General features: G+C 41.3%; 16 protein-coding genes. 1 reads left to right on the top strand and 15 read right to left on the bottom strand.

Going from position 1 to position 18,214, the window contains the following annotated elements; genetic code table 11:
* Positions 1–14: 14 nt before the first annotated feature.
* From MHH44_RS01945 to MHH44_RS01895, 11 genes are all read right to left on the bottom strand, one after another.
* Positions 15–1,541: a tripartite tricarboxylate transporter permease gene (locus MHH44_RS01945; protein WP_008407995.1), complete on the bottom strand. Its 1,527-nt coding sequence runs from the start codon at positions 1,539–1,541 to the stop codon at positions 15–17.
* Positions 1,542–1,560: 19 nt separating this feature from the next.
* Positions 1,561–2,025, bottom strand: coding sequence for a tripartite tricarboxylate transporter TctB family protein (locus MHH44_RS01940; protein ID WP_340797632.1), 465 nt, complete (start codon positions 2,023–2,025; stop codon positions 1,561–1,563).
* A 59-nt stretch (positions 2,026–2,084) separates the two neighbouring features.
* Positions 2,085–3,104: a tripartite tricarboxylate transporter substrate binding protein gene (locus MHH44_RS01935; RefSeq protein ID WP_008407993.1), complete on the bottom strand. Its 1,020-nt coding sequence runs from the start codon at positions 3,102–3,104 to the stop codon at positions 2,085–2,087.
* A 177-nt stretch (positions 3,105–3,281) separates the two neighbouring features.
* Positions 3,282–3,971, bottom strand: coding sequence for a response regulator (locus MHH44_RS01930; protein ID WP_008407992.1), 690 nt, complete (start codon positions 3,969–3,971; stop codon positions 3,282–3,284).
* A gap of 5 nt (positions 3,972–3,976) precedes the next feature.
* Positions 3,977–5,560 carry an ATP-binding protein gene (locus tag MHH44_RS01925; RefSeq protein WP_008407991.1) on the bottom strand — a complete coding sequence of 528 codons (1,584 nt, stop codon included), beginning with the start codon at positions 5,558–5,560 and terminating at the stop codon, positions 3,977–3,979.
* 223 nt (positions 5,561–5,783) lie between these two features.
* A complete protein-coding gene (locus MHH44_RS01920) occupies positions 5,784–6,989 on the bottom strand; it encodes an RtcB family protein (RefSeq protein WP_340797631.1) in 1,206 nt (401 codons plus the stop codon).
* On the bottom strand, positions 6,982–7,248 hold the full coding sequence (locus MHH44_RS01915) for a hypothetical protein (protein WP_340797630.1): 267 nt from the start codon (positions 7,246–7,248) through the stop codon (positions 6,982–6,984). The genes MHH44_RS01920 and MHH44_RS01915 overlap by 8 nt, the downstream gene beginning before the upstream one ends.
* 338 nt (positions 7,249–7,586) lie before the next feature.
* Positions 7,587–8,558: an agmatinase family protein gene (locus MHH44_RS01910; protein ID WP_340797629.1), complete on the bottom strand. Its 972-nt coding sequence runs from the start codon at positions 8,556–8,558 to the stop codon at positions 7,587–7,589.
* Positions 8,555–9,784, bottom strand: coding sequence for an imidazolonepropionase (gene hutI / locus MHH44_RS01905; protein WP_340799476.1), 1,230 nt, complete (start codon positions 9,782–9,784; stop codon positions 8,555–8,557). Before hutI ends, MHH44_RS01910 begins: the two co-directional genes overlap by 4 nt.
* Positions 9,785–9,829: 45 nt before the next feature.
* Positions 9,830–11,491 carry a urocanate hydratase gene (gene hutU / locus MHH44_RS01900; RefSeq protein WP_340734533.1) on the bottom strand — a complete coding sequence of 554 codons (1,662 nt, stop codon included), beginning with the start codon at positions 11,489–11,491 and terminating at the stop codon, positions 9,830–9,832.
* Between the two features lie 25 nt (positions 11,492–11,516).
* Entirely contained in the window at positions 11,517–12,851 is a 1,335-nt protein-coding gene (locus MHH44_RS01895) for a YjiH family protein (protein WP_340797628.1), read from the bottom strand.
* Positions 12,852–13,008: 157 nt separating this feature from the next.
* Between MHH44_RS01895 and MHH44_RS01890 the strand changes: the two genes are divergently transcribed.
* Complete coding sequence (locus MHH44_RS01890; protein ID WP_340797627.1) at positions 13,009–14,481, top strand: response regulator transcription factor; 1,473 nt, start codon at positions 13,009–13,011, stop codon at positions 14,479–14,481.
* Positions 14,482–14,783: 302 nt separating this feature from the next.
* On the opposite strand, the gene MHH44_RS01885 is transcribed toward MHH44_RS01890, so the two are convergent.
* From MHH44_RS01885 to MHH44_RS01870, 4 genes are read right to left on the bottom strand one after another with little or no spacing between them, the layout of a single operon-like run.
* Complete coding sequence (locus MHH44_RS01885) at positions 14,784–15,629, bottom strand: aspartate/glutamate racemase family protein (protein WP_340797626.1); 846 nt, start codon at positions 15,627–15,629, stop codon at positions 14,784–14,786.
* Positions 15,626–17,005, bottom strand: coding sequence for an FAD-dependent oxidoreductase (locus MHH44_RS01880; protein WP_340797625.1), 1,380 nt, complete (start codon positions 17,003–17,005; stop codon positions 15,626–15,628). Before MHH44_RS01880 ends, MHH44_RS01885 begins: the two co-directional genes overlap by 4 nt.
* A 5-nt stretch (positions 17,006–17,010) precedes the next feature.
* Positions 17,011–17,457: a GlcG/HbpS family heme-binding protein gene (locus MHH44_RS01875; RefSeq protein WP_008407978.1), complete on the bottom strand. Its 447-nt coding sequence runs from the start codon at positions 17,455–17,457 to the stop codon at positions 17,011–17,013.
* A gap of 21 nt (positions 17,458–17,478) precedes the next feature.
* Positions 17,479–18,213, bottom strand: a complete 735-nt coding sequence (locus MHH44_RS01870) for an SDR family NAD(P)-dependent oxidoreductase (RefSeq protein ID WP_340797624.1) — start codon at positions 18,211–18,213, stop codon at positions 17,479–17,481.
* Between the last annotated feature and the right edge of the window lies 1 nt (position 18,214).

Below are 18,214 nucleotides of genomic sequence, written 5' to 3'. Positions count from 1 at the left end.
CTTAGTAGCTTAACTCATCCTTCTTCATTAATAATTACATTTTTCCCACGTAATTTCATAAGAATCGGAATCAGTATCCATAAAACTGCAATAATTAAAAAGACTAATGAAAGTGGTTTTGCTACGAAAATACTGTATTCTCCATTGGAAATTGTTAATGCGCGACGCATGTTGTTCTCAATCATTGGTCCTAACACAAGCGCTAAAACTAATGGGGCCACAGGGAAATCATTTTTCGCAAAGAAATAACCTGCAATTCCGCATCCTAATAATAAGAATAAATCAAATGTTGTATACTGAACTGCATATACACCAAAGAATGAAATGGCAATAATAATAGGCAGTAAAAATCTTTTCGGAGTTTGGATAATTTTAGCGAAAACTCGAACTAGCGGCATGTTTAATACAAGCAGCATTAAGTTTCCAAGGAACATACTCGCGATTAATCCCCATGCTACATCCGGATGTTCCTCAAATAGTAATGGACCTGGCTGAATATTGTACATAATGAACGCACCCATTAATATAGCTGTCGTTCCTGATCCCGGGATTCCTAATGTTAAAAGCGGAATCATCGCTCCACCCGACGCCGCATTATTTGCAGATTCCGGCGAAGCAACCCCGGCAATGTTTCCTTTACCAAACGATTCCGGGTTTTTGCTGATTTTCTTTTCTGTAATATAAGCAAAGAATGAAGCAAGCGTCGCTCCTGCACCTGGTAGCACCCCTAAAAAGAAACCAAGGAATGAGCCACGTGTAATTGGTGCCGCGCTGTCTTTTAAATCCTGTTTTGTAGGTAAAATACGATTAATTTTCGCGATAGGTTCATCGTTGCCATCCTTCTCAAAAATCGTTTTAAATACTTCACCTAATGCAAATAAACCTACTGCAACTGTTAAAAATTCAATTCCACTAAATAAAACCGGTTGGTCATATGTAAATCGGGCAATTCCTGAAACAGCATCTATTCCAATCGTTCCTAATAATAGGCCCAGAACCGTCATAATTAATGCCTTCGTAATCGATTTACCCGCTAAACCACTTACCGCTGCCAATCCTAACAGCATTAGTGAAAAATATTCTGCCGGACCAAAATTTATTGCTACTTTAGATAATGGTCGGGCTAATAAAACCAATCCGATTAACGCAATAATACCTGCGACAAAAGACCCGATTGCCGCAATGGATAAAGCGGCTCCAGCTCTTCCTTGCCGTGCCATTTGATATCCGTCCAGCGTCGTAACAACTGAAGAAGATTCGCCTGGTGTATTTAATAAAATAGATGTTGTAGATCCACCATACATTGCACCGTAGTATACTCCCGCCAGTAATATGATTGAACTAGTTGCAGCCATTTCTATTGGTAACCCTGACGTTAATGTAGCCGTAACAGGAATTAATAATGCAACCCCACTCATTGGGCCGATTCCTGGTAGTACGCCTACAGCTGTTCCAATAATTACACCTAATAATGCGAATAAAATATTATGCCATTGAAAAGCAATAGCAAAGCCATCTAATAAGTACTGTATCGTTGACAAATTAGCTCCTCCTTTCTATTTAGAGTGGGAATTTAGGCAATGATCCGCCTAATACGTTGACGAAGCCGAAGTAAATAATTGCTGAAAATGCGGCTGCCACTATAATTGAGCTAACCCACTTTCCTCGTTCAAGTGTTTGAAATGAGATTAATAAAAATGCAAAGGTCGTAACTAAATAACCTAGTTTTTCAAGCAAAAATGCATAAGCAACCGCTGAAATAAAAATAATCAGGAATCGCTTATAATTAGAGAAGCTCTCCCCTTCCTTATCTTCAGCAATTTTATACATTGCCTGATGACGAATCGTTTCAAAAAATAGTAAAATACTTAATATAATTAGAGCGATTCCTAATCCAAACGGAAATGTACTCGGGCCAATTTGAGAGCCGTACGCACTTGTAGAAATTTTTTGGGATTCGACGATAATAAGTATTCCTAGCACTAAAAATACAACACTAGCAACACGGTCAAATTTTAAATTCATCGTTGTACACCTCCTATAAAGAAGATATGGGCAATAAATTTGCCCACATCAAGGTTTCATTATTTTTGCATACCTAAAGCTGTTAAAATTTCAGTAATCGTTCCTTCTTGTTCTTCAAGGAATTTCACGAAATCATCACCTACACGGAAATCTTGAGCCCAGCCGTTACGCTCTAATTCTGTTTTCCATTCCTCTTTATCGTTTAACTCTGTTAGTTTTTCGATCCAATAATCCTTTGCAGTATCAGACATATCTTTAGGTCCGAAAATACCGCGCCAAATTGTGAACTCTGCTTCAATCCCTAAGTCATATAATGTCGGGATTTCTTCCAAACCTTCAAGTGCTATCTTTTCCGGTGATGTAACTGCCAATACTCGAACGTCACCGCTCTTCACATAAGGTGTTACAGTTGAAATATCTGTTCCGATCGCATCGGCATTATTCCCTAATAATGCGGCCATCGCTTCCCCGCCGCCGTCATAAGAAACATATTTTACGGCTTTTGGATCAATGCCGTATTCATATGCAGGTAAAATTGTAACTAAGTGGTCCATTGAACCTGGAGCGGAACCGCCAGCCATTGTAAGCGCTGTTGGATCTGCCTTAATAGCATCCAATAAATCGGTTAACGACTCGTAAGGAGAGTCAGCACGAACAACAATTGCACCAAAATCCTTCGTTAGCTGTGCTAAAGGTGTTGTATCTTTATATCCGTAAGGGCTATTCCCTTCAGCTTTTAAGTTATTAATTAAAATCGGCGGTGATTTTACCATTAACATATGGTCGTTTTTTGCTTCTTTTGTCGCGTATGTTGCCATGAATACGGCACCACCGCCACCTGGTTTGTTTTCTACTGTTATCGGTTTTTCGATTAATTTTGTTTCATTCATAACTTTTGCAATCGAACGAGATGTTAAATCCCATCCCCCGCCAGCCCCGGATGGCGCTACGATTGTTAAGTTACTTGTTGGATAGTCTTTATCGCCTGATGATGTCCCCTCACTATCAGTACACGCTGCCAATGTCAGTGTTAACGCCGCTGCTGAAAATAAAGTTAACAGCTTCTTTTTCATTGTCATAAAAATAGTCCCCCTTCTGTCTCACGCGTTATGTAAGCGTTATCTTAATTAAAAAGGATATTGTGTCTTTTTTATATATAACGAAACTATTGTCTTTTATTTTCATAGTGTCTATATTGTTCATATTGTTCACGACATAAAAAAGAGCATGTCCCTATTACGACATACTCTTGTTTGTTATTTTTTTATAAAGTACCGGCGCTCTGGTCTGCCGACGTAGCCATAAATATGCTCAACAAAAATTACTTTTTCATCCATTAGATGCTCCAAATAACGCCTCGCTGTAGTTCTGCTGATCCCTATTTCTTTGCCAAGTTTTTCAGCAGTAATTCCTTCATCGCAATTTTGAATATAGGTCACCACTTTTTCTTTTGTAACAGAATCAATGCCTTTAGGGTTGCTTCCCTTTTCCAGTTCACTCGCATATGTAAGGTTATTCCACAGTTTTTTTATATCCTCAGCCTGTAAGCGGTCGGTTGAGCTAAGTATTGTTTTTTTCTCTTTATATTTGAGAAGGCATTCTTTAAAACGCTGTAGTGTTAAAGGCTTTAATAAAAAATCAATCACACCGCTCGCATATGCCTTTTTTACAATTTCAACCTCCGCTGCTGCCGTAATTAAAATAATATCGGTATCCATATCCTTTTGCTTAATATAATCGATTAGTTCTGTCCCCAAGTTATCGGCAAAGTAAATATCCAGCAAAATCAAATCCGGCTTTATTGTATCCAGCCAAATTTTTGCTTCTTCAATTGTATGGGACATTCCTATCGTTTTAAAACCATCAATTTGCTCAAGAAACTTTTCATGTATTTGAGCAATCCGCATATCATCTTCAACGATTAGTACTTCAATTGTATTCCCCATACGACTCACCCCTCTTTTGGAATTGAAAAAATGAATAGTGCCCCACCCAATTCTCCACTCTCAATTGCAATTGATCCATTTAATTTTCTCAGGTTTTCATCGACGATAAACAAGCCATAACCCCGATGCTCTTTGTCTTTTGTTGACTGCTTTTTTTCAAATATATTGTTGATCACTTGTTGATCGATTCCATTCCCTGAATCTTCAATTTCACAAATGACTTCTTTTTCATCCTCGTAAATATAAATTCGTACGATACGTTCTTCTTCATCTAAATGCTCTACTGCTTCAAAGGCATTTGTTACCAAATTCCCTAGGACTGAAATAAGTAAATGCTTTTCAAGATGTTGACCCAGTTTCCCACAAAAACTATCTTCATCTAGTAATAACGTAACCTTTAATTCTTTCGCTCTATTATAAAACCCGATGATAAGACCGCAAATAAACGTATCTTGTATTTTTTCGTTTAAAAAGGATATTAACGCATGATTCCCAAGTCGCTCAGAATGAATCAAGTAGAGGGCTTCATCATATTCCTTCAGTTGAATCAACCCTGAAATCGTATATAAAAAGTTATTGTATTCATGTGTCTGTGCCCGTAACGATTCGATATACTGTTTTACTTGTGACAGCTCATTGGCAACTAAATCAATTTCTTCAAACGGTCTAAAACTGGACACCGCACCGGTTACTTCGCCATTATTAACAATCGGAACACGGTTTACTAATGTTTTAACACCATTAATGGTCATCATTCGGTCTAATTGTTCATGACCGGATTCCATCACTTTAATTAAATGTGTATTCGGAATTACTTTACTAATATTTTCGCCTATTTCAGAATCCCCGCTCCTTAAAATCGCCTTCGCAGAATGATTAATCAATGTAATGGTCCCTTCTCGATCAACCATAATAATTCCTTCTCGAATCGATTCCAATATCGCATTTCGCTCGGACAATATTTTAACGATTTCCTGAGGTTCGTAATCCAATAATTGTGCTTTTGTTTTATTGGAAAAATAAGTGGAAAGAATAATAGATAAAACAATCGTAATGAAAAATATTATGATTAAATACTTGGAATAAATGATATTTGCTGAAAAGATATCGGCAAATAAAAAGCCAACTGAAACGACACCAATGATTTCCCCATTTTCATCTTTTACAGGTGCCTTGCCGCGTAATGCTTTACCTAAAGTACCTTCCGCATTTGATATGTAAGCTTCTCCATCGATAAGCGCTTTAGCATTATCGTCACCAACCATTTTTTGACCGATTCGTTCTTTTACTGGGTGGGCATACCGGATTTCCTTTTCATCCCCAATGACCACATATTCGGCATTAACACTTTGCTGAATTTGCAATGCAATTTTTTGAATTTCTGCTGATGTTTGGGGTTGCTTCAGTCCCTCTATAATATCCGGGTGCTTCGCAGCGACTTGTGCTACGCCAAGTGCACGCTCACCTATTTCTTTTTCCACGATTTCCCCAATAATAAAATAGGTTGAAACTAAACTTACTAATAAGATCATGGCGGCCAGAATCGTATTGTACTTGAAAAAACGAAAATTTAATGAGCTTCTTTCCATATGCTATTACCCCTATTTTGGCAGTTATTACTTTAGATGATTATAGCATAAGAATTTTCTCTTAATTCTAACAATTGGCAAACTCCTGCAATATATGCAAAATGAGCTCAGGTTATACGGAATGCTGCCAAAAGCGAATAGCCACTTGACGCCGAATAATTAAGGCGCCAAGTGGCTACATTGTCGTTTTAAAAGTTATCTATTTAATATAGTGATCAATACACTATCTCTTCCATTTATCGCTAGCTTTGAAATTATAGACCGGAGTCACGTGCCTTTGGATTGTCACCGTTTCTCCGATTTGCTCAACAATTTCCTGCATCGGCTTATAGGCCATTGGTGCTTCGTCGAGCGTTTCCTCACTTACCGAAGTGGTCCAAATTCCTTGCATCGTCTGTTTGAAATCATCCATCGACAGGTTTTTCATTGCGGCTGTCCGTGAGTAAATGCGGCCTGCTCCATGTGGGGCGAATTCATTCCAGTCGACATTCCCTTTTCCGATACAAATAAGCGAACCGTCCCGCATATTCATCGGAATGACGAGTTTTTCATCCTTTGCCGCACGCACTGCCCCTTTACGTAAAATCATGGCATCCGTATCAATGTAGTTGTGTACGGAATCAAACTGCTCCGCGAACTCCCACTTCATATGTTCGGCGATTGTCTTGGCAATATGCATACGGTTTTCATATGCAAAACGCTGCGCCAGTTTCATGTCGGCAATATAAGCCTGGAACAGATCACCTTCTAAATAAGCTAAGTCCTTTGGCACAACCGGATTTTCGTTCTTATATGCTTTAATCATTTTCTGAATGTCCTTGCTGTTACCGGCTTCTTTCAGTGCTGCAATTCTTTCGGTTAAATCTTCGCGTTGCAACGATTCGAATGCACGCTTCTGATGCCAGTTCGCCACCTTTGCCCCGACATAGCGTGAGCCCGTATGAATCAATAAATAATGAATACCGGTCTCATCTTTTGCAAGCTCAATAAAATGATTACCGCCGCCCAATGTACCGAGCGAGCGTCCTGTATACTCGTTTTGCAAGCCGCGTGCGATGAAGTTTTCGTTCTCAAAACGCTCTGCGTCCTTTATTTTTATCGCCGTTTCATGGATTTCATTGCCACTTGGTACGAAACGTCGGATTACTGTATCGAGTTCATTAAAGTCAATTGCGTCTTTGCCGATTTCCGAAACGAGCACCCCACACCCTACATCAACACCGACGAGATTCGGTACGACACGGTCATTCAGCTGAATCGTTGTGCCGATTACACAGCCTTTCCCGGCATGATAGTCAGGCATTATTCGAACTTTTGTCCCTACCATAAATGACTGATTGACGAGTTCATCAATTTGCTGAATCGCCGCTTCCTGTGGTGTATTCGTATAAATTTTAGCGTTTGTATACTTTCCGTTAACCTTAATCAATGCTGTTCACGCCTTTCCTTTTTAAACTGAGTACAGCGTATATAAGAAGCGCTACCCCAATGTAGCTGCCAAGCAGAAATGTCGGAAATCCTTGGTTAACAAATCCGAAGGTCAATTCGGATTGCAGCACAACTGTATCCGGTGCAAATTGCGGTTTGTAGAATAAAGTTTGAATCAATCCGATTAACAGCTGTGCGGCAAAATATAGAATATGTAACATTAGTGCCCCGATGAATGCGAACAGGATTTTACGTTTCATGCCGAATCTCCTTTTGCGAACATAATTGTTACTATTTACGATTGGGGCAAGGAGAAGTTTCATAAATTTTCCTGTATGGCAGAGGCAGTCAACTTTTATTAGAAGAAAGCGGAATATATTAGAAAACTGGTGGACGATATTTGCAAATTCGGACCATATATTTGAAAATCGGGGACAATATTAGAAAATCGGTATGCTTTATTAGAAAATAGCCATTTTATTCGACACTTGGGCACGGATATTAGAAAGAATCGCAAACTTATTAGAAAACACAAGCCTTCCTTAATAAAAAATGGACCGTTCGAAAAGCGTATAAACTTTTCAAACAGCCCAATTTATTACTTCTTCAAATGAACAAACCTCGATACCATCATTGTTAAAAACGCGTATACGCCGGCTTTTACTGTTTGCAGTTCCTTCGTATCACGATGCGGGTCAATACAGACGAAATCCATACCTTTTACGCTGTCGTATTTCCCCACTTCATACAGCAAATCAAACAGCTCATCTGTCCGCATGCCACCTGGTGTAGAGGCAGGGACTCCCGGTGCATATGCAATATCAAGTACATCCATATCTACTGTCACATACACTACATCTACTTTTTCAGAAAGCTCCTTCATTACATTTGCTATTACCGACTCCGCGCCACGACGACGGAAATCTTTTAATGTAATGCGGTTTACCCCATAATGATCCGCAGCACGTAAGAGACTCGGGGCATTGTAAAAACCGTGCAGCCCGATGTTGTACACATCTTCGCCCTTCACTACACCAGCATCAAGCAACTGGCGGATTGGTGTACCGTTTGTCGGGCCATCCGATTCTGTTGTCCGTAAATCCAGATGGGTATCGAACTGTAAAATACCGATTCGTTGCCCAGAAGAATTGGCAAATGCTCTCACAACAGGCGCAGTAATCGAATGATCCCCGCCAATTTGTACATAGAAGCTTTCAGGACAGCCATTCAATACATCCGTCATCGCCTGTTCGATATTGTCATGACATTGCAAAATATTCGTCCCGTGCATTTTCACATCGCCGACATCAGCAATCCGAAGTGCTCGAATATCTACATCTTCATCAATCGAATACGTTGTGAACAGATTCCAGCTTTTGCGGAAAAAATCCGGATATTCCGAAGCTGCTGAAGCACTGATTGACGAACGGGACAGTGGGACCCCGGTAATGACCACATCAAAGGATTCCGAAAGCTCCCCATAACTTGGTTCAACCCAGTCTTTTACCTTCATGTCTTCAGATTCCACTCGATTCCAAGTAGTTGCCGGACTTACAAGAAACTCGCTCACAGTAAGCTGCCACCTTTCACAACGACATCTCCTGCTTTAATTACAGTATCTGTATGATTCATTCCGTAAAAATATTGAAGCTGCTTATAATTCGGGACGTCTAAAATCAGTACATCTGCCTGTTTACCCTTTTCTAGTGTACCGACTTCATCTGCTCGTTTTATCGCATGAGCAGCATTGATCGTTGTTGCACAAAGCACTTCTTCCATCGTCATTCCCATGTTCATGCACGCCAGATTTTGAATGAACGGCAAGCTGATTGTCGGAGACGAACCTGGATTAAAGTCCGTTGAAATGGCTACAGGTACACCACTATCAACCATGAGGCGACCTCTTGCATACGGTGCGCGTAAAAAGAATGCGGTTCCCGGCAAGAGTACTGCAATTGTCCCTGCCTTTGCCATTGCAGCAATCCCTTCATCCGATGCAACGAGTAAATGCTCTGCGGAGATGGCACCGACTTCTGCAGCGAGTTCCGCCCCTTCATATGGCTCGATTTCATCTGCATGGATTTTCGGTATCAGTCCGTATGCTTTGCCTGCTTCCAAAATAAGACGGGATTGTGCAGGTGTGAACACTCCTTTTTCGCAAAAGACATCATTGAATTCTGCTAGCCCTAACTCCGCCACTTTTGGAATCATCTGCTCTATTATAATTTTCACGAATTCATCTTCATTGCCTTTATATTCTTTCGGAACGGCATGTGCGCCCATAAAAGTCGAGACAATATCCACCGCATGTTCTTCCTGCAGCTTTTTCACAACATACAGCTGTTTGATTTCGTTTTCAAGATCAAGACCATAGCCAGATTTCGCTTCAACCGTCGTAACGCCATGGCGCAAAAACTCGTTTAAGTGCTGAACGGTTTTATTATATAAACCATCAAAACTCGCTTCACGTGTTTTTGTCGTTGTATAGTGAATCCCGCCACCTTCATTCATAATATCCATATAGGACCTTCCGGCAAGACGCATATTCAGCTCATGTTCACGTGTTCCCCCATGCACTAAATGTGTATGACAGTCAACAAGTCCAGGCATCACAATCTTCCCTCGTGCATCAATTACCTCGGCACTACCTACTAGATGCGGATATTCCTGTTTTATTTCATCAAGAGGCGCAATCATTGCGATGCGATCTCCTTCGATTAGTACACTTACCTCTGTTTTCAGGCCGAGCTCGCTCATCTGCTCACGACGGCGAGGTAATTTTATATCACTTTCCATTGTTAATACTTCATTTGCATTGTTTATTAAAATAGCCAAAGTTCATCATCCTTTTAGCATCGGCATATTGATACCTTTTTCTTTTGCTGTGCGAACTGCAATGTCGTAGCCTGCATCGGCATGGCGTACAACCCCCATACCCGGGTCTGAAATAAGCACGCGATTGATTTTTTCTGCTGCTAGCTTTGTGCCGTCAGCAACAAGTACTTGGCCGGCATGTTGGGAATACCCCATTCCTACACCGCCACCATGATGAATGCTCACCCAGCTCGCACCGCCTGCTGTATTGACGAGCGCATTCAATAACGGCCAGTCTGATACAGCATCTGATCCGTCCTGCATCCCCTCTGTTTCACGGTTTGGTGAAGCGACTGATCCGGAGTCCAAATGGTCACGGCCGAATACAATCGGCGCTTTCAATTCACCGTTTGCAACCATCTCGTTCACTCTTAGTGCAAATCGGTGGCGGTCACCATACCCCAGCCAGCAAATACGGGCAGGTAATCCTTGCCATTTCACCATTTTCTGTGCCATATCAATCCAGTTTACTAATGCTGTGTCCTCAGCAAACATTTCTTTTGCCAAAGCATCTGTTTTGTAAATATCCTCCGGGTCACCTGACAGTGCTGCCCAGCGGAACGGTCCTTTTCCTTCACAGAATAACGGGCGGATATATGCCGGTACAAATCCCGGGAAGTCAAAAGCGTTTTCCACACCCATTTCCTTTGCGTAGGCGCGGATATTGTTTCCGTAGTCAAATGTTTCCGCTCCTGCCTGCTGGAATTCAAGCATTGTTCGCACATGCTCTGCCATCGTTTCCTTTGCACGGCGTTCGTATGTTTTCACATCCGTTTTGCGCAGTTGAAGTGCTTCTTCCAACGTCATCCCGTTTGGAATATAGCCATTAATCGGGTCGTGGGCAGATGTCTGGTCTGTAACAAAATCCGGAATCAAACCACGATTCAACAGCTCACGGTTAATATCCGCACAGTTTCCTACTAAACCAATTGACGCAGGTTCTTTAGCGGCTGTTAACTTATTTACAAGCTCTATCGCCTCATCTACTGTTTCGACAAGGTAATCACAGTAGCCTTCATTTATTTTTCGTTCGATTCGCGCACGGTCCACTTCAACAACTAAAATGACCGCACCCGCCATTTTTCCTGCTAATGGCTGGGCACCACTCATGCCACCCATACCACCAGTTAGTATCCACTTACCACGAAGGTCGGCTGTTCCAAACTTCTTTTTCCCTGCTTCCACAAAACTTAAATATGTTCCTTGGAGAATTCCCTGTGCCCCAATATAAATCCAGGAGCCTGCCGTCATTTGCCCGTACATCATTAAGTTGCGTTCTTCCAGTTCATAGAAATGGTCCCAGTTCGCCCAGCCAGGCACTAAATTTGAGTTGGCGATCAGCACGCGCGGTGCATTTTCATGTGTTCTAAATACTGCGACCGGTTTACCTGACTGCACAATCATTGTTTCATCATTTTCCAGTTCTTTTAATGTCGCAATGAGCTTTTCGTAGCTTTCCCAATCACGTGCCGCCTTCCCGATGCCGCCATATACGACTAGCTCATCCGGATTTTCCGCTACTTCCGGGTCTAAATTGTTCATCAGCATGCGCATTGCCGCTTCCTGTGTCCAACCTTTACATGAAAGCTCTGAACCACGTGGTGCACGGATGTTTGTTTTATATACCATAAGAAATCTCTCCTTTAATTTGAAGTTAGAATAAGATAAATGCTATTGGTGTGACGAAAATGAGTGTTAAGACAACGCGCTCAAACCAGATAATGATCATTTGGCGTATTGATAACGGAATGTCTGTCGATAGAATTACGGGAATCACAGCTGAGAAGAATAAAATAGCTGAAATTGAAACAACGGCTACAATAAACTTCGTTACAAGAACCGCCTCCGTTACAATCATCGCCGGTAAAAACATTTCCGCAATCGATAATGACAATGCTTTTGCTGTCAGCATCGGATCCGGAATTTGCAGTAAATACGTAAATGGCGCGAAGATGTATGCCAACCAATCAAATAGCGGCGTATAAATTGCCAATACCATTCCTAATAAACCAATTGATAATATGGAAGGAATAACACCCATCGCCATAATAAAACCGTCTTTTAAATGAATGTATAAGTTTCTAGACAAAGACGGGTTTGATTTTGTCGCTTCCACCGCTTCTGTCCAGGCTACTTTTAGACGGTCATTTTTTATAATCTTTTCAGGCTGAGGAGTTGAACCTTCATAATATTCATCTTTAATTTTATTTAACGGATAAATTCGGGCTGTAATCGCTGTAACGACGAATGTCACAACTAATGTCACCCAGAAAAATAAGTTCCAGTATTCCATTAAATCGAGTGTTTTCGCAACGACTACCATAAAAGTAGCTGACACTGTAGAGAAGCCTGTCGCAATAATGGCTGATTCTCTCGCTGTATATTTCCCTTCCTTATACACACGGTTCGTCAATATTAAGCCAACCGAATAGCTGCCAACAAATGAAGCTACCGCATCGACTGCTGAACGGCCCGGTGTTTTGAAAATCGGCTTCATTACCGGTTGCATAAGTACCCCTATAAATTCAAGCAAGCCATAGCAAACGAGCAATGCTAAGAAAACCGAACCAATCGGAATGACCAGCCCCACCGGCTTAATAAGTTTTTCTAATAAAAATGGACCGATATCCGGATTAAACAACCATGCAGGACCAAATCCAAAAATAAGCATTACCCCTGCGACCAGTCCGCCTATTTTAAAAATTGATAGCACCATATTTACTTTTGAGGTATTCCACTTTTTCGTGACAAATGGATAAAATGCTCCGAGTACTAAAAGAATCAACACATACCCGTTTACTAATGCTGGTGTGAATGTTGTGAATGCACTTACGATATGGTCGATTAAAATCGACGTTTTTCCATTCCATTCAAATGTGATAAAAAAACTAAAAATTCCGATTAAACTGCAAATCACCATTTTAATGAAAATGCTCATTTCAAACTGTCCAATTTTCGGCAGTTCTTGTTCTTCCTGGTACTTTGTCATTCAACCACCCCTTTGTTATTCTCAGTTTAATTTTCTTTCAATTCCGAATAAATAGAATAAAAACATCAATTATAGTAATATTTGAATAAAGTAAACTTATTTTGAATGATTTTTAGAATTTATATATTAAATAGTAATTATTAAAGGTGGTGTTCGATTGAAAGTCTTAATTGCTGAGCGGGATTTTGAGGAAATTGCAGGAATTGAATGGTATTTAAAAAACTATTTTATGCGGGATATTGAAGTAATTGGCGTAATAGATGGCAGTAGAATAATTGAAGCTTTTGAAGAAGCGAGGCCGGAAGTACTACTTATTGAAGTGGAACTTGTTTCTCCATCCATAGAGCAATTTTTACAAAAGCAGGCGATCCCTGTTATCGGAATAACAGCGGAACCTATTTTTCAGCAGGCAATGAAAGCAATCCGCTTAAAGGCAATCGATCTTTTTGTGAAGCCCGTTCCATTGGAGCAGCTAAAGTCTGCATTGCTGAAAATCCCTTCGACTAGGCGGGCAGAAACTTCAAGCAGTACCATTCCAGTCGAAACGCAATTATATTCGGATTTATTTTTAAATAAGCCTGGGAATTTCTCATTAGATGGAAAGTCTTTCTTCTTAATTGAGTGTGCAGACTACGAGCATAACTTAATGCTGTATGAGTGGCTCATTGAATTTCCTATTTTTCATAATCTGTTAGCCCTGCCGCTGCAAAACCGTGTGATTTGTATTGCTGAAATCGATGTTTTTACCAATCTATTCAGGCAGCTTAGAATCATGAGCCAGGAATGGGAGAAATTTAGCGGTGAATCGCTGAATATTGCTGTTTATGACGGCGAGGAGACAACTTTGCTGACAATGTATCAGGAATGTAAAAAAACATTGGCTCAGCGCTTTTATAAAGGGTATTCCCATATTTTTAAAAGCTCACAAACACTTCATGTGACAAGGCTTGATCCGCTTTTAACCCCTGAAGAACAGCAGCTTTGGATTACGAGTCTTGAAAACGGTGATTTAAAAGCAATTAAGACTTTTTTATATATGCTGACAACGAGTTCTACCTATTACCACCAGGATGATGTGCGTATCCATTTGACGAGTATTTTAGCGCAAATTCGCCGGTTCATGATGAAGTATCATCTGCAACAGCAAGCAAAAATCGAACAGCAATACCGCGCACTGTTCCACTTTATATTAGAGCATCCGATTTTATATGCGATTGTACAGGAGTTTATTTTGTTTACACAGCGGTTGATCGATGCGCGGAAAAATTTACAGCTACAGCAAATTGCTGACTATACGGAATTGGCTGTCGAAATAATTGAGCGCGACTATGAAAATGCTGAACTGACATTACAGCATGCAGCGAATAAATTAAATATAAGCACCAACTATTTGAGCAATGTATTTTCAAAAAAACGAGGTATTCCGTTCCGGAAATATTTACAGCAGTACCGCGTACAGCAAGCCGAAAAGCTATTAATAGAAACGAGTTTAGGGATAGGGACAATCGCGGAAATGGTCGGTTTCACGGACGGCAATTACTTCACTAAAGTATTTCGGGAATACTATCAGTTAACCCCCTACCGCTACCGTCTGCAGGTGAGGAAAACAGTCGGCTCAGCCAAAAATTGATTTCCATCCCGTGGACGCTTTCCGGGGGCGTGGCGTGAGGCCAACACGATGTTGGTCACAAAAGCGTTGCCACAGGACGTGGCGCTTTTAGCTTTTGTTCCTAAGTCTCAGGCGTCACGCTTATCCCCAAGGAGTCGCCTCTCCATTCCAATCAATTTTAATATCCGTTTCTTACTTATAGTTTTTTCTTTATTCAATCAGTTTTTTCTTTCTCCCTCATACAAAAAGAAATCAATCCTTATAGCAATTGATTTCTCCGGTTTTCAATAATTTAATTGAATACTATTGAGAAATAAAAGAATTTATACAGACGCCGTAGCGCGGACAGATAGGCCGAAATCCATATCAGCTGCTGCTTGTTTCAAATTATAATAGTCTCTTAACTTTTCAACAATTTCCGTTGGGGGTTTTTCGTTGTAATAGCCTACACGTGTCACCGTCATACCGCTTATCTTCTGCAGATCAACAAGCGATTCACACATTTTAATTCCTGTACCAAAAGAATCGATAATCGGGACATTGCCGACATGGTGAATATGATGGGTTGCCAGGAAAATATTCATCGGCCCTTCACCAGGAATAATAACATCCGCACCTTGCGCAATAGCTATTTCAGCAGCAGCAATAAATTTATCGATAATTGGCTGAGGATTTTTATAGCCTTCCATAATATCGTAGAAGCCGATATCCGCCTGTACGATCGGTCCAAGCTTTTGTGCCAACCCGTATTGCTGTGCATTGAAACGCAGCTGATCGGCTAACGGTGCCAGGAAGTTAACAATCCCTATTTTCGATCCAAGCATTGATGCCATATGCATCGACGCTTGACCGTAACCAATTACCGGAATATCAACAAGCGCACGTGCCTCGATTAAGCCAACGTCCGGAATCGTGCCAATAAACACTGCATCATAGCCAGCTTTTTCCGCGATTAATGCATTGCGGATAAACTGCTCCTTATGCAGGCTTTGTAAATAGTTGTACGTAATATAGTGACCGGGATAATTTTCCGGGTACGTATCATTCGTCATACCGTGAAGGACGACATCTACATCTGGACGCGCTATTTTTAAAATATGCTGAATGACCGCATCGCGATATTCCGGAATATCTTCAATTGATGTTAAGCTTTGGTGCCAAATTTTCATTTAAGTACCTCCTGCTTTTTTGCTTGTATTGCTGTTCTTGCAGCTATGCGGCCGAAAATTGCGGCTTTCCCTAAAGAACTGCCCGTCATATAACCCGCTCCGTGGAAACCTCCGACCATTTCGCCTGCTGCATATAAACCTTGGATTGTTTCACCGAATGGATTGAGCACATGCGTATGTTCATCAACTTGGACACCTGCATACGTAGCAAGCATCGCTGTTGCAGTTTCCATTATATAAAACGGAGCTGTTTCGATTGCCGTTGGTATACCGAATTTATGAGTGAGCGATGTACGGCCAAATGCTGTATCATGCCCTTTTTTCACATCCGAATTATATGTGGAAATCGTTTGTTGCAGCGCGTCTACCGGTAGACCTGCTTTCTCTGCTAACTGTTCAATTGTGTCAAAGCTTTCAATTAAATCTTCTCTGTAAAGTAAATCAAAATCATAAAGTGCATCATTTGCGACACCTTTGTCCATGATTGTCTGGTCCCATACTTGATATGTCCGGCAATTCGGTTGTTGTAGTGCTGCATCACCAAGCAGCTTATACGAAATGGATTCATTCACGAAGCGCTTACCAAGCTCGTTCACAATGATGCCGCCTTTATAAAACGTATGGGCCTGACGTTTCTTATCATTTGTCGATGTTGGGTGGAAGCCGTATGTGCCCTTCAAATAACTAAAATCTTCGAGCCATGCACCTGCCGAAGCAGCAAGTTTAATCCCGTCGCCTTTATTACCCGCCCCACCGAGACGAACCGTATTCGCTAACTGCGGAGCAAACTGTGCCAGCAGCTCTTCACTTTGAGAAAAACCGCCCGCTGTTAACAGGACACCATAATCCGTAGTAAGTTCGATCTGTTCACCGTTCTCTTCGTATACAACACCAACTACTTGCTCATTATTCTTTACTAAACGTACAACGGGTGCATTGGTTTTAATTATTACGCCATTTGCTTCAGCATTTGCACGTAATTGGCCAATTGCCTGGCTAGGAATGATCGTATGTCCGCGCGGGTTGGAATGTCCGCTTACAGCTTGGCATGTTTGGAATTGGACATCCTGTTCGACAAGCCAGTTGTATGTAGCAAGCTGATGTTTACCGTATGCTTCAATGAGTGTACGTTTGTTTTTATATTGACCTACAGCAAGGAAATCTTCCATTAAGCTTTCTGTCGTATCTTCAATACCGAGCTTCTTCTGAAAATCCGTCTCGGCAAAGGCCATAAAACAGCCGCTTAATAAGGAACTGCCGCCAAGTTCAGCTTGTTTTTCCAGGACGATGACCTTTGCGCCAGCAGCAGAAGCCTCCACTGCTGCACAAAGTCCTGCCATACCCGCACCAACAATTATAAGATGGTCACGGCTCATCCGCACTACGCCTCCTTAACTGTTTCGGCCAATAGTTCAAGAGCGGCTTCACAAACTTGCATATCATGTGTATAGTGACCGCCGCTTACACCGATTCCTCCGATGCATTCACCATTTAATTGAATTGGATAACCCCCTCCGAAAATAACGAGGCGATTTGTATGAACAAGACCTTCCATTAGTGGCGGATCATCTTTTAAACGGTCGTACCATTCATGTGTAGCACGATTATATGCTGCCGCCGAGAATGCTTTATTTTGTGCAATTTCCAACGCTAATACCGGTGCACCGTCCATAGCTGAAAATGCTTTTAAATTTCCGGCTTTGTCCACGATTGAAATTGCGAACTTCATGCCTAGCTCTTTCCCTTTTTCCTCTGCTTTCTCTAACATTTTCTTCGCTAAATCTAAAGTCACTGTGTTTTGCTGGAATGAGTACGTTAATTCTGTCATTTTAATATCCCCTTTTAATTATTATTTAGCTAATCCAACTGGTGCACCGAATCCGAATGCCTCTACTGAAGTGGCAGTAATCGCGCGGCTCTTCGGCAGTACAAGGTCCACGATGACATTGGCAATATCAATGGCATCCAACCAGCCGTCTTTATTCAAGTTTGCTCCAAGTTCATTGGTCATCTGTGTATCAACCGGGCCTGGGCAAATGGCATTTACTCGTATACCGTATGGCTTTAACTCTTCACCCAATGCTTTTGAAAAACCGATTACCGCATGTTTGGACGAGATGTAGGCACTACGGTTCGGACCACCTTTCGTCCCCCATATTGAAGAAATATTGATGATCGCACCTGTACGTCTTTCAATCATTGACGGAACCGTTTCATAGCAGAAGTAATAAGGGCCATGTACATTAATATCGTGCATTTTGATCCATTCTTCGGGCGTCGTTTCCGTAAATGGCTTTAATGCCATCGCTCCTGCATTATTGATCAATATATCGATTGGTCCAAGCTCCTTTGCGACAACTGCTACAGCTTCCTGGACTTGTGCATAATCCGAAACATCGCATTTAATTCCGATTGATGGGACATTATATTTTGTTTCAATCAGCTGCTGCACTTCTGCGCACTCTTGTTCATTGCGCGCACAAACAGCAACTTTCGCACCTTTTGAAGCTAGTAATAAGGCAGATTCTTTACCGATTCCCCGACCGCCGCCTGTCACAAGCGCTACTTTACCTAGTAATTCCATA

It is taken from the genome of Solibacillus sp. FSL K6-1126 (assembly GCF_038003445.1).
GTDB classification, from domain to species: Bacteria; Bacillota; Bacilli; order Bacillales_A; family Planococcaceae; genus Solibacillus; species Solibacillus silvestris.
Note: the sequence above shows the minus strand (reverse complement) of the source record. Positions and strands in the feature narration are given on the sequence as shown.